The organism is Antarctobacter jejuensis (genome assembly GCF_052266595.1).
GTDB classification, from domain to species: domain Bacteria; phylum Pseudomonadota; class Alphaproteobacteria; order Rhodobacterales; family Rhodobacteraceae; genus Antarctobacter; species Antarctobacter jejuensis.
The window spans coordinates 237,263-249,942 of sequence record NZ_JBQQXJ010000002.1 but is presented as its reverse complement, the minus strand read 5'-3'; the positions used below and the strand labels follow the sequence as shown (position 1 = coordinate 249,942).

Sequence of the window (12,680 nt, the reverse complement as noted above, 5' to 3'; positions counted from 1 at the left end):
GACGCCCCCTGAATGTCTTCTCTGAAGAACTCCGCAGGAAACGGCGCGTCCCGAATCGTGATTTCCGTCGACGCCATGGGCGGCGACCGTGGGCCGGCGGCTGTTGTCGCCGGCATTTCGTATTCTGCGCGCAAGAATCCCGAGCTGGATTTCATCCTGCACGGACCTGCGGATGAGCTGGAAAAGCTTGTCTCGCGGCGCAAGGGCCTGCCCGAACGCTGTACCATCCGTGATGCGCAGGGTGTCGTCACGATGGACGACAAGCCCAGCCAGGTGATGCGCCACGGCAAGGGCACCTCGATGTGGTCCGCGCTGGAATCGGTCCGGGACGGAGAGGCGACCGTCGCCGTCAGCTGTGGCAACACCGGCGCGCTGATGGCGCTGTCGATGATCCGGCTGCGCAAACTGCCCGGCGTGAACCGCCCCGCCATCGCGATTCTCTGGCCCTCGCGCAATCCGCAGGGGTTCAACGTGATGCTGGACGTGGGCGCGGACATCCGCGCCGATGCGCAGGACCTTCTGCAATACGCGCTGATGGGGGCGGCCTATGCCCGCAACGGGCTGAGCCTTGAACGCCCGCGCGTTGGCCTGCTGAACGTGGGCACCGAGGAACACAAGGGCCGCGCCGAGTTGAGAGAGGCGCATGACCTGATCGACAGCCATCGCGACGCCGGAAAATACGAATTCGTCGGCTTTGTCGAAGGCGGCGATATTCCCGGCGATTCCTGCGATGTGATCGTCACCGACGGCTTTACCGGCAACGTGGCGCTAAAAACCGGCGAAGGCACCGCCTCGCTGATCGGCGATCTCTTGCGCGAGGCCTTTGCCTATTCGCCCCTGTCGCGCATCGCTTCAGTGCTGGCGCTGACCTCCATGCGGCGCCTGAAAAAACGGATCGACCCGCGACGGGTGAACGGTGGCGTTTTCCTTGGCCTGAACGGCACTGTGGTGAAATCCCACGGCTCTGCCGATGCGACCGGGATATCGGCGGCCGTCAAACTGGCCTTTGAACTTGCGCGCTCCGGCTTTGGGGATCGTCTGGCCGCACGGGTTGCCTCTGCCGCCGAGGCGGCGCAGGATGGCGCGGTACAAAAGGACTCCTAAAGACATGACAACACGCGCCGCCGTCATCGGTGTCGGACACTATCTGCCTGACCGCATTGTCGAAAATGCCGAATTCGAAAAATCCCTGGACACATCGGATGAATGGATTCGCTCCCGGTCGGGGATTGAGCGTCGGCATTTCGCCGCCGAGGGACAGACCACCTCTGACCTCGCGACGCGGGCTGCGCGCGCCGCGCTGGACGATGCCGGAATCGACGCCTCAGAGATCGATGCGCTGATTGTCGCCACCTCGACCGCCGACCTGACCTTTCCCTCTGCCGCCACGATGGTGCAGGCCGAACTGGGCATGACCAGCGGCTTTGCCTTTGACGTGCAGGCGGTCTGCGCCGGGTTCATCTATGCGCTGGCCAATGCCAATGCGCTGATCGTCTCCGGTCAAGCCAAACGCGTCATGGTGATCGGTGCCGAAACCTTCTCGCGGATCATGGACTGGACCGACCGAAGCACCTGCGTGCTGTTCGGCGATGGCGCGGGCGCCCTGATCCTTGAGCGCGCCGAAGGCGATGGCACCAAGGCAGATCGCGGTATCCTCTCCACCGACCTCAACAGCGATGGCCGCTTTCGCGACATCCTTTACGTGGACGGCGGCGTTGCCACGCAGAACACCGGTTTTCTGCGCATGCAGGGCAAGGAAGTGTTCCGCCACGCGGTGGAAAAGCTGGCCTCGACCGCGACCAATGCAATGGAAAAATGCGGCGTCACCTCGGACGAGATCGACTGGGTCGTGCCGCATCAGGCGAACATCCGCATCATCACCGGCACGGCCAAGAAACTGGGCCTGCCGATGGAGCGTGTGGTCGTCACCGTGCAGGACCACGGCAACACCTCTGCGGCCTCGATTCCCCTTGCCCTGTCGGTGGGCAAGGCGCGCGGCCAGATCAAGCCGGGCGATGTCATCGTGACAGAGGCAATCGGTGGCGGGTTGGCCTGGGGCGCGGTGGTTCTGCGCTGGTAACTGCCCAAATCCGGGCACCGCTGCCGCAGAGTTGTGCCTTTATTGCACGAATGGCTTTCTGCGATAGATAAAACGCGCCCTGCAAGTCATTGATATTGACTTGTGTTTTGACCTCCCTCTAATCTGCTGAAAACAGCGGGAGGGATGACTATGGGGGATAAGACCCTGACGCGCATGGACCTGAGCGAAGCGGTGTTTCGCGAAGTGGGTCTGTCGCGCAACGAAAGCGCGGAATTGGTCGAGGCTGTCCTGCAGCATATGTCGGACGCTCTGGTCGAAGGCGAACAGGTCAAGATCTCCTCTTTCGGCACCTTCTCGGTCCGGGAAAAGGCCGCCCGCGTCGGGCGCAATCCCAAGACCGGGCAAGAGGTTCCGATCCAGCCGCGCCGCGTGCTGACCTTTCGCCCCTCGCACCTGATGAAAGACCGCGTGGCCGCGGGCAACAAGCGCTGAGGCATTGCCGATGCCCAAATCCCGCGATGCGTTCCGCACCATTTCAGAGGTCGCGGACTGGCTTGAGACTCCGGCGCATGTCCTGCGTTTCTGGGAGAGCAAGTTCACCCAGGTGAAACCGGTGAAACGCGCGGGAGGCCGCCGTTACTATCGTCCATCCGACATGGAATTGCTGGGCGGAATCAAGAAGTTGCTCCACGATGACGGGATGACCATCAAGGGCGTCCAAAAGGTGCTGCGCGAACAGGGCGTGCGCCATGTGACCGCGCTGTGCGCGCTGGAGGTCGACCCGGACGAGAACGCGCAGGAAGACCTGATCGAAGATGCGCCCTTTGTCGAGGTGCCGCTGGACGACTCGCCCGCCCCAGTCATTCCCTATCCCTCTCGCGCCGCCGCGCCGCAGGACACGGCACAGGCCCCGAGCGTCGAACCGGATCCCGTGTCTGAGGAAGAGATCACCGCCACGGAGGACGCGCAGGCCGATCCCGTTCAGGAGATTCCCGCGGATGTGCCGGAGCTAGTAACCGAGCCTGTGCCCCATCTTGATGATGAGCCAGATGATGAGCCTGTTCCGGTCGCCGCCGAGGTGACGGAAGAGCCCGAGGAGACAGATCCCGCGCCCGATCCCGTATTGGGGACCATGGAGCCGGAGACAAAGGAATCGCTGCCCGACACGGACTCGACTCCGGAGCCTGCGCCGCTCTCGCCCGAGGCTTGGGAGGCGAAGGACTCACCGCAGTTGCCCTTTGACCTGTTCTCGGCGGCAGAACCGGCCCCCGCTGCTGCCACCACGGAACCGGAAGACACGCCAGAGCCGGATGCGGTCGAGGCGGCCACGCCGCCCGCCCTTGAAGAAGAAGTGGATCAGGTCAGCCCGGAACCGGCCGAGGAACCGGAGCCCGAAGAGACACGCGAAGAGTCCCTCTCGACCCAGGATGTGGAAGAGGAGGACCTGTCGGAAGCAGAGCCGGAGGTCCTGGCCCCAGAGACCCCGACCCGTCCGCTGGACCTGCCGGATTTCAACGCCCCGCCGCCCCCGGCGGCAGCGCCTGCCCCGTCCGCCGATCCGGTCGGCCCGCTCAGATATCTTGCAAGGATTTCCGCGCTTTCGCCGGAAAAACAGCGCCTTGTCGCGGCCCATCTTCCGGCCCTGCGCGCGCTGTGCGAAAACCGCACTTCGCCCCATAATTAGGGCGCGGATTTTTGCGGCAAAGGGGTTGCGCCAGCCGCAGAATAGCGTAATTAGGCGCGACAAGTCGGGCTATGGCGCAGCCTGGTAGCGCGTCCGTCTGGGGGACGGAAGGTCGCAGGTTCGAGTCCTGCTAGCCCGACCAATCAAATCGCAGCTGCCAATCCAAACAGAAACCAATCCCCAAATGCCGGATTGGCGATGTTTTCCCCTGATCCACTGAACGCCGCACACGTCCGGGACACAGTCCCGACAGTTCAACAGCTTTGGGCCTGCGGCGAGATCGCCGCCAGAGGCAATTTGCTCTCCCCCTTCCCGGACACGCTTGCTAAGACGAGCGAAACAAGGGGGATGCCATGACCGGTGTGCTGGCCAGCCAACAGATCGAACGCCTGATCGCCGAGGGCGCATTGTCCGCGCAGGCAGAGTTTGTCGATGGGCAGGTTCAGCCGGCCAGTCTTGATTTGCGTCTTGGGACGGTGGCCTATCGCGTGCGCGCCTCTTTCCTGGCTGGTCAGGGCCGCAGCGTGGCCGACCGGATCGCCGAATTCGAGATGCACAGGATCGAACTGGGCTCTGGCGCGGTGCTGGAAAAGGGCTGTGTCTATCTTGTGCCGCTGATGGAACAGCTGGCCCTGCCGCCCGGTGTTCAGGCCATCGCCAACGCCAAGAGCTCGACCGGGCGTCTGGATCTGTTGACACGCGTGATCACCGATGGCGGGGTGGAATTCGACCGGATCGCGCCGGGCTATCATGGCCCGCTGTATGCAGAAATCTGCCCCCGCAGTTTTTCCGTGCTGGCCCGTCCGGGCATGCGACTGAACCAGATCCGCTTTCGGCGCGGGCAATCGGTGCTGACCGATGCCGAATTGCGCGCCCTGCACAATGCCGAAACGCTGGTGGGTGGCGGTCCGGCGGTGATCGACGAAGGGCTGGGCTTTTCCGTCGATCTGGAACCCGGTCCCGGCGGGCTGGTCGGATACCGGGCGCGGCCCCATACCGGGGTGATCGACCTTGACCGGATCGGTGCCTATGCGCCGCAGGATTTCTGGGACGAATTGCGTGCGGACAAGGGGCGTCTGATCCTTGATCCCGGTGCCTTCTATATCCTTGTCAGCCGTGAGGCCGTGCATATCCCGCCCGGCTATGCCGCTGAAATGGCACCCTATCTGGCGATGGTGGGAGAGTTCCGCGTGCATTACGCCGGGTTCTTCGACCCCGGGTTCGGCCATGCGGCGGCGGGTGGCGCGGGCGCGCGTGGCGTGCTGGAAGTGCGCTGCCACGAAGCGCCCTTTGTGCTGGAACACGGGCAGATCGTGGGGCGTCTGGTCTATGAGCGGATGTCAGAGGTGCCCGCGCAGCTTTATGGCTCTGGCATTGCCTCCAACTATCAGGGGCAAGGCCTCAAGCTGAGCAAGCATTTCCAAAGCACCTGACGCCAACGGCGGCCTGCCGCCATCGGAACCCGGTCAAAGAAACCGGATCAGAAACGGTTTGCCATCCGGGCCGCGCGGCGGGCCTGACGGGCGGCGCGTTGCGCCTCACGCCCCTGCTGCTGGGCACCGCCCCCCATGCGGTTCATGCCTGCGTCGACACCCTTGTTGATCAGTTTGCGCATCACCGTGCGCAGGATCATGTTGATGATCTGTTGTCCGTTCATGCCCGAGACTCCTCTTTTATTTGCCCTGCCCCTAGCAGGAAATTGTGCCGATTTTCGGGCGAGTCAGTCCTCGAACAACTCGCTCTGGCCTTCGTCGGCGCCTTCGTCGGCGTCCACATCGCCCTCGCCCGGCTGCGGTGTGCCCAGAGGCGACGGGCGGCTTTCCAGCAGACCGGCGGCGCGCAAATCGGCCAGGCCCGGCAGGTCCCGCGCGGATTCAAGGCCGAAGTGATCCAGGAAGGTTTCCGTCACCACAAAGGTTACGGGACGCCCCGGTGTCATGCGCCGACGGCCAAAGCGGATCCATTCCATCTCCAGCAGTTGATCGACGGTGCCGCGCGACACGGAAACGCCGCGGATTTCCTCGATCTCAGCCCGCGTGACCGGCTGATGATAGGCGATGATGGCCAGTGTCTCAATCGCGGCGCGCGACAGCTTGCGCGTCTCCTCTGTTTCGCGCTGCATCAAAAAGCCAAGATCGGGCGCGGTGCGGATCGCCCAGGCGTCGCCCACGCGGACCACGTGAACGCCCCGCCCTTCGTAGCGTTTGCGCAGATAGACCAGCGCCTCTGCCGCGTCGCAGCCGTGGGGCATACGCTCGTTCAGCTCGCGCACCGTCACCGGTTCGGCACTGGCAAAGAGGATCGCCTCGACCATGCGTTCCTGTTCGGCCATCACGGGGGCCTCGAACAGGCTTTCGCTCTGCGCCTCTTCCGGCGCGTGCTGCTCTTCACTCATCCCGGGACTCCCTTCGCCGCAGGAGGATCGGCTCGAACGTGCCGCCTTGTTTCAACACGGCCTTGCCCTCTTTCACCAGTTCCAGAGAGGCGGCAAAGGTGGCCGCCGTGGCGGAGCGCCAACGCTGCGGATCCTCGCCCCAACCGTCTGGCAGGTAGCTTTGGATATCCGTCCATTGCCCGGCAAAGCCGATCATCCCGCGCATCCGTTCCAGCGCCTGTTCCATGGTAAAGACTCGGTCGCGGTCCAACACGAATGGACGGAATTCATCGCGCGTCCGGATGCGGGCATAGCCCTGCATCAAGTCCAGCAGCGAGGCGGTGTATTTCACCCGGCGCACCTGTTCCATCTGTTCCGGCAATCCGCGCGCAAAAAAATCCCGCCCCAGCCGGTCCCGGGCCATCAGGCGGGCAGCGGCATCGCGCATGGCCTGCAAACGCTCCAGCTGAAAGGCCAGGTGTGCGGCCAGTTCATCGCCCGAAGGCCCCTCTTCGCCGGGCTCTGGCGGCAGCAGCAGACGCGATTTCAGGAAGGCCAGCCAGGCCGCCATCACAAGGTAATCGGCGGCCAGTTCGATCCGCAGTTCCTTGGCCTTTTCGACGAAGGTCAGGTACTGCCGCGCCAGTTGCAGGATCGAGATCTTGCGCAGGTCCACCTTTTGCGTCCGCGCCATGTTCAGCAGCAGGTCCAGCGGCCCCTCATAGCCGTCGACATCGACGACCAGCGCCTCGGCCGCCACCCGGTCGGCGACCGACAGCGTCAACAGATCGGGGGTATCGGGGTCACTCATGCGCGGTCGACGGAGGTATCCGAGAGGGTTGATGGAAAAGCCTCGGCCTCCAGCGCAGCGATGTCAACCGGCGCGGGCTCGCCACGGGTGGACAGCGCCGCCTCGGCGCGGGTCTGCCCATCCGCATCCATGCGCCCCACCTCTGCCCAGAGCGCCCGCATCTCATGCAGTTTTCCGTTGCAGTGCAGGATCACGTCACAGCCGGCGGCACGCGCGGCGGCGCCCCGTTCCGGGATACTGCCGGGCAAGGCCTGCATCGAAATGTCATCGGTCATCAAGAGCCCGTCAAAGCCGATCTGCCAGCGGATCATGTCGATCACCACCGGAGAGATCGTGGCCGGGCGCGGGTCGATCGCCTCGAAGACCAGATGCGCCGACATGCCCAGCGGCAGATCCTTGAAGGCGGTGAAAACCGCAAAATCTTGCGCGTTCAGGTCGCGGCGCGGGGCCGTCACGCGGGGCAGGTCAAGGTGACTGTCCAGCGTGCCCAGACCGTGGCCGGGCATGTGCTTCATCACCGGCAATACACCGCCGTCAACGCATCCCTTTACCACGGCGCGCCCGTTGCGGATCACGCTGTCCCGGTCGGTGCCGTAACAGCGGTTGCGCAACACGGGGTGCGTTTCGTCGCGGGCGATGTCCAATGTCGGCACGCAGTTTCCGTCAATGCCAAGCGCGCGCAATTCGGCGGCGATCAGACGGGCCCGCAGGTAAAACCGCCGTTCGGGATTTTCCCCGGCCGCATCGTCCAGCGGCGCGGGCCATTCCCGCGCCAATGGCGGGCGCAGGCGTTGCACCCGCCCGCCTTCCTGATCAATGAAGATTGGCGCGTCATGACCCGCCGCCGCCCGCAGATCCGCGCAGAGGCGGCGGATTTGTTCGGGGTCGCGCAGGTTGCGATCAAAGAGGATAAAGCCGAAAGGCTTGCTCTCTGAAAAGAGAGTTCGTTCCTGATCCGAGAGTTCGGACCCGGCACAGCCGAAAATGACCGCGCCGAAGCCGCTCATCTGGCCACCGCCGGGATACAGTCGACGTCACGCGCCACGAAGGCGGCGCAGAAACGGCGGGAATCCGCAAGGTCTTCGAACCCGTGCGCGCGCAGGCGATAGAACACCCGTCCGCCAGAGGTCGCCTTCTGGATCACCCGGTCCTTCCCTTCGAGATAGTCGCCGAAGATGGCGTCCAGCCGCGTCCATTCGGTACGCGCGGCCTCGGGGCTGTCAAAGGCGCCGATCTGGACAAGCCGGGTTCCGGCAGCCAGCGTTTCGGGGTCGATTTCCTTGACCGTCGCGGCTGCGGGCGCAGCCACAGGGGCGGCGGTGCGCTGAACCGCGGACAGGCCCGCTGGGCGGACCTTGGGCCGCAACGACCGGCGCAGGCCGGGGCCGTCGAATGTTGCCTGTTTCAGCGTGCTTTCCGGTTCGGGCGTAACGATTGTGCCCGCCGGGATCGCGGCAAGGGCTGCCAGAACCTCATCCTGAGCCCCGTCAGAGGGCGAGACGGGCGACAGCGGTTTGGACTGCTTGGCAATCTGGTTGGCAAGCGCCAGGAGCGGGTCATCCCCGTCCGCCGGATCGCTTTCCGCGATCGGCGCGGCCTTGGGCTCGATCTCGACGATCTCGGCGTTATGGGCCAGCGAGGGCTGGAATTCAGGTTCGACCGTCGTGGGTGCCAAAGCGCCAAGCGCCACGTCGTCTGCCTGCAGTCCCGCAGGCCGCGGGGCCAGCATCAGCTGGTCCGCAGGACCGGCGGCTGCGCCCTGCCCGGCCACCGCGTTCACCGCCAATCCCTGATGATCCGCCAGCGTGCCGCCCGGATCGACCGGCGCGAAGCGCATCGGACCGGACATGGCCTGCACGATGGGCACGCCGCTGACATCGCGCGCGATGACCTTGTAACCCCAGACGCCGATCCCTGCGATCAGCGCAAGCGATACCGCCGCCCCGGCCCAGTTCGTGACCGAGGCCATCTTTCCCGAAGCAGGGGCCACACCGGCCCCGTCATATGTGAAATCCGCCATTCAGTGCCTCTTGTCCCCCCGACGATGCATTGCCGTCAGAGTGCCTTGCTGCTCGATACAAATCCGGCCGAGGCGCCTGTTTATCAGCGCATTTCTTCGACCGGATGCACGCCCAAGATACCAAGACCGGCGGAAATCACAACCGCGGTGGCCCGCGCCAATGCAATTTTCGCTTGCGTCGTGGCCGAATCGCCCTGCAGGAACCGCAGTTCCGGCTGATCGTTGCCCCGGTTCCACAATCCGTGCAGCTCTGCCGCCAGTTCGCTGAGGTAGGTGGCGATGCGATGCGGCTCATGCGTGCGGGCCGCGATTTCAACCAGACGCGGCCATTCGGCCAGCTTGGCGGCCAACGCGACTTCCGCCGCATGGGTCATCGAAGACAGGTCCACCTCGGCCAGCGTGGCATCGCTGACGTCCACGCCCTCTTCGGCTGCCTTGCGCAGCACCGAACAGATCCGCGCATGCGCGTATTGCACGTAAAAGACCGGGTTTTCCTTGGATTGCTCAACCACCTTGTCAAAGTCGAAATCCAGCGAGGCGTCGCTCTTGCGCGTCAGCATGTGGAACCGCGCCACGTCTGCGCCGACCATTTCGACCACGTCGCGCAGGGTGACAAAGGTCCCTGCCCGCTTGGACATCTTGAACGGCTCGCCGTTCTTGTAGAGCTTGACCAACTGGATCAGCTTGATGTCCAGCGGCACCGTGCCATCGGACAGCGCCGACACGGCTGCCTTCATCCGTTTGACATAGCCGCCGTGATCGGCACCGAAGATGTCGATCAGCAGGTCAAAGCCCCGGCTCACCTTGTCATAGTGATAGGCGATATCAGGCGCGAAATACGTCCAGCTGCCGTCCGATTTCATGATCGGGCGGTCGACATCGTCACCGTGCTCGGTGGATTTGAACAACGTCTGTTCGCGCGGCTCCCAGTCCTCGGGCTTCTTGCCCTTGGGCGGCTCCAGCACGCCGCGATAGATCAGCCCCTTGTCGCGCAGGCTATCGATGGCCGCCTCGATCTTGCCGGTGCCGTACAGCGATTTTTCCGAGAAGAAGTGATCCATCTTCACGCCCAGCGAGGCGAGATCGCCGCGGATCATCTCCATCATCGCGTCGGTAGAAAACTCACGCACCTCGGTCAGCCAGAACTGTTCGCCCTTGCCGACAAAGGCGTCGCCGACCTTGTCCTTCAGCTTTTGCCCAACCTCGATCAGGTAGTCGCCCGGATAGGTGCCATCGGCAAATTCCACCTCTTGGCCGTGCGCTTCGAGGTAGCGCAGGTAGACGGACCGCGCCAGCACATCGACCTGCGCGCCGCCGTCGTTGATGTAATATTCGCGCGTCACGTCATAGCCGGCATAGGCCAGCAAAGAGGCCATGGCATCGCCCACGATGGCGCCGCGCGCATGGCCCACATGCATCGGCCCGGTGGGGTTGGCCGAAACATATTCCACGTTCACCTTTTTGCCCGCGCCCATTTCGGACCGGCCATAGGCGGTGCCTTCGGTCAGGATCTTGCCCGGCAGCGCCTGCCAGACCGCAGACGACAGCCGCAGGTTCAGGAAACCCGGCCCCGCCACCTCGGCGCTGGCGATGCGGCCGTCGACGCGCAGCTTGGCGGCCAGCGCCTCTGCGATATCGCGCGGCTTCAGCTTGGCGGGCTTGGCCAGCACCATGGCGGCATTGGTCGCCATATCGCCGTGCAGCGGATCACGCGGCGGTTCTGTCGTGACAGGATCGGTATTCAGCCCGTCGGGCAGCGTGCCGTCGGCTTGCAAGGCGGAAATGGCGTCCAGCACGAGGGTGCGGATTTCGGTAAACAGGTTCATTTCAGAAGCTCCAGAGTTGAGCGGTCTGTATCACTTTGGCCCGTGGGGTCAAATCCCCGCTCAGTCTGCCTTGCGCTCTTCACGCTTGGGCATCCGGGCGAGGATGCGGCTTTCGGCGCGCCCGGACAGTTCGTCCTTTGGCCCCAGCAGCCGCAGGGTCCCGTTCGGTCCCAGTTCAGCCATCGGCACGGCCTCCGGGTTGCGGTCCCACCATTGCTCCAGCGTGAATTCCTCGGCCAGTCGGGTCACGCGAAACTCACTATCCCCGGCTATGGCGGCATTGACCTCGAAAAAAGTCTCATCCGCCCCAACCGAGCGCCCGCCAAGCGTGGCGGGCAACGTGTGCCGACTGCTCTGATCGCGCACGCGCTTTAGCTGAAAGACATTTTCGCGTCCGAACTCCGGTGCAAGATCGGTGGCGACAAGCGTGTTGTAGGCGTCGTTGTCGCTGGCACAGATCAGCTTTTCATAGGCTACGAACTCTACCCGGTCTTCAGCGGCCTCCGACAGGATGTCGCCATAAAACGTATCCAGCCCGGCCTCTCGGGCGCTGCGCAGATGGGCGTTGTTGGGGTCGGCGATGATGACGGGCAGTTCCATCTTCTTGAACGCGGCCCCCAATTCCACCGCCCATTTCGACCCGCCCATGATGATCACGCCCGGCAGGCGTGAGGCGGTCAGCCCCAGCAGGCGCGCCATCGGCGCCAGCGTGAACCCGTGCAGAACCACCGTCGCCGCCACCAGCGCAAAGGCCAGGGGCGCAACGCGGTCGGCGTCCTCGACCCCGATCTGTACCAGCCGCTCGCCAAACAGTCCGGCAACCGCCACAAGCACAACCCCGCGCGGCCCGGTGAAGGCGACCAGCAGGCGCTCCTTCCATTCCAGATTGGTAAAGGCCAGCGCCGCCAGCACCGGCAAGGGGCGCGCAATCAGGATCACCGACAAGACAAATAGCCCCGCGCGCCAGTCCAGCACCGCCAGCCGTTCGAAACTCATACCCGCCGCCAGCAGGATAAAGACGCCAGAAACCAGAAGGACGGTCGCATGTTCCTTGAACCGGTACAGCTCGGCAAAGCTGGGCAGGCCCGCGTTGGCGATCCACAGCCCCATGATCGTCACAGCCAGCAGGCCGGATTCATGCAGGACGTGATCGGAAACCGCAAAAACGCCAAGCAAAACAACGAACAACACCGGGACCTTCATGTACTCCGGAACATAGGCCTGACGAAAGGCCCGCACGATGCCCCAGCCACCGGCCAGACCCAGCGCCGTCGCGACGCCGATCCCGATCACCAGATCCCATCCCGCGCCGTCCGCCTCTGTCGCGGTGCGCATGACCAGCACCACCTCGAAGGCCAGAACAGCGGCCAGTGCCCCGACGGGGTCGTTGACGATGGCCTCCCACTGCAACAGCGCGGCAGGTCGGCGGCGCAGCCGCGCCTGCCGCAAGAGCGGTGCAATCACCGTCGGCCCGGTGACGATCATGATGCCGCCAAAGACGGCCGAGGCCTCCCAGCTGAGGCCCGCCACGAAATGCAGGGCAAAGGTAGAGGCCAGCCAACCCAGCGGCGCGCCGATCAGCACCAGCCTGCGCACCCCCTTGGCCGCATCGGACAGCCGGTGCAGGTCCAGCGTCAGACCGCCCTCGAAGAGAATGATGGCGACCGCCACCGCGATCATTGGTTGCAGCATGTCGCCGAACTGCGCCGCGGGGTCCAGAACGCCCGTGACCGGCCCGATCACCAGACCCGCCACCAGCATCAGAACGATGGCAGGCAGGCGCAACCGCCACGCCAGCCATTGCGACCCCACGCCAAGCGCCCCGACAAGGCCAAAGGCCAGAACGGTCTCCAGACCGCCAGTTTCCGCTACTGCCATATCCCGTCCCCTGCCCTCTGATCGCGGCAGCTTAGCCGCGCCGCGT

At 64.5% G+C, this 12,680-nt stretch carries 11 protein-coding genes, 1 tRNA gene and 1 pseudogene; 6 read left to right on the top strand and 7 right to left on the bottom strand.

Going from position 1 to position 12,680, the window contains the following annotated elements:
* Positions 1 to 12 precede the first annotated feature (12 nt).
* From plsX to ACTXGA_RS03840, 6 genes and pseudogenes are all read left to right on the top strand, one after another.
* Positions 13 to 1,104 (top strand): phosphate acyltransferase PlsX, encoded by a 1,092-nt coding sequence (gene plsX / locus ACTXGA_RS03865; protein ID WP_443391814.1) that lies wholly within the window; start codon positions 13 to 15, stop codon positions 1,102 to 1,104.
* 4 nt (positions 1,105 to 1,108) lie between these two features.
* Entirely contained in the window at positions 1,109 to 2,080 is a 972-nt protein-coding gene (locus ACTXGA_RS03860) for a beta-ketoacyl-ACP synthase III (protein WP_443391813.1), read from the top strand.
* A 150-nt stretch (positions 2,081 to 2,230) separates the two neighbouring features.
* Positions 2,231 to 2,533 (top strand): integration host factor subunit alpha, encoded by a 303-nt coding sequence (gene ihfA / locus ACTXGA_RS03855; protein WP_443391812.1) that lies wholly within the window; start codon positions 2,231 to 2,233, stop codon positions 2,531 to 2,533.
* A gap of 10 nt (positions 2,534 to 2,543) precedes the next feature.
* Positions 2,544 to 2,805 (top strand): annotated as a pseudogene (locus tag ACTXGA_RS03850) (MerR family transcriptional regulator); the annotation flags it as partial.
* Between the two features lie 985 nt (positions 2,806 to 3,790).
* Positions 3,791 to 3,867: transfer RNA gene (locus ACTXGA_RS03845), tRNA-Pro, on the top strand.
* A gap of 211 nt (positions 3,868 to 4,078) precedes the next feature.
* Complete coding sequence (locus ACTXGA_RS03840) at positions 4,079 to 5,158, top strand: 2'-deoxycytidine 5'-triphosphate deaminase (protein ID WP_443391811.1); 1,080 nt, start codon at positions 4,079 to 4,081, stop codon at positions 5,156 to 5,158.
* Between the two features lie 47 nt (positions 5,159 to 5,205).
* Here the strand turns inward: ACTXGA_RS03840 and ACTXGA_RS03835 are convergent, their stop codons facing one another.
* The 7 genes from ACTXGA_RS03835 to ACTXGA_RS03805 all read right to left on the bottom strand — a co-directional run bounded on the left by ACTXGA_RS03835 (position 5,206) and on the right by ACTXGA_RS03805 (position 12,634).
* The gene (locus ACTXGA_RS03835; RefSeq protein ID WP_443391810.1) at positions 5,206 to 5,382 is read right to left on the bottom strand and encodes a hypothetical protein; all 177 of its coding nucleotides are present in this window, start codon (positions 5,380 to 5,382) and stop codon (positions 5,206 to 5,208) included.
* A gap of 63 nt (positions 5,383 to 5,445) precedes the next feature.
* Positions 5,446 to 6,120 carry an SMC-Scp complex subunit ScpB gene (scpB, locus tag ACTXGA_RS03830; RefSeq protein ID WP_443391809.1) on the bottom strand — a complete coding sequence of 225 codons (675 nt, stop codon included), beginning with the start codon at positions 6,118 to 6,120 and terminating at the stop codon, positions 5,446 to 5,448.
* Positions 6,113 to 6,910, bottom strand: a complete 798-nt coding sequence (locus tag ACTXGA_RS03825) for a segregation and condensation protein A (protein WP_443391808.1) — start codon at positions 6,908 to 6,910, stop codon at positions 6,113 to 6,115. The genes scpB and ACTXGA_RS03825 overlap by 8 nt, the downstream gene beginning before the upstream one ends.
* The gene (locus tag ACTXGA_RS03820; protein ID WP_443391807.1) at positions 6,907 to 7,917 is read right to left on the bottom strand and encodes a glycoside hydrolase family 3 N-terminal domain-containing protein; all 1,011 of its coding nucleotides are present in this window, start codon (positions 7,915 to 7,917) and stop codon (positions 6,907 to 6,909) included. Before ACTXGA_RS03820 ends, ACTXGA_RS03825 begins: the two co-directional genes overlap by 4 nt.
* A complete protein-coding gene (locus ACTXGA_RS03815; RefSeq protein ID WP_443391806.1) occupies positions 7,914 to 8,930 on the bottom strand; it encodes an SPOR domain-containing protein in 1,017 nt (338 codons plus the stop codon). Before ACTXGA_RS03815 ends, ACTXGA_RS03820 begins: the two co-directional genes overlap by 4 nt.
* A gap of 83 nt (positions 8,931 to 9,013) precedes the next feature.
* Positions 9,014 to 10,756: an arginine--tRNA ligase gene (gene argS / locus ACTXGA_RS03810; RefSeq protein WP_443391805.1), complete on the bottom strand. Its 1,743-nt coding sequence runs from the start codon at positions 10,754 to 10,756 to the stop codon at positions 9,014 to 9,016.
* Positions 10,757 to 10,816: 60 nt separating this feature from the next.
* Complete coding sequence (locus tag ACTXGA_RS03805) at positions 10,817 to 12,634, bottom strand: cation:proton antiporter (protein ID WP_443391804.1); 1,818 nt, start codon at positions 12,632 to 12,634, stop codon at positions 10,817 to 10,819.
* Positions 12,635 to 12,680 lie beyond the last annotated feature (46 nt).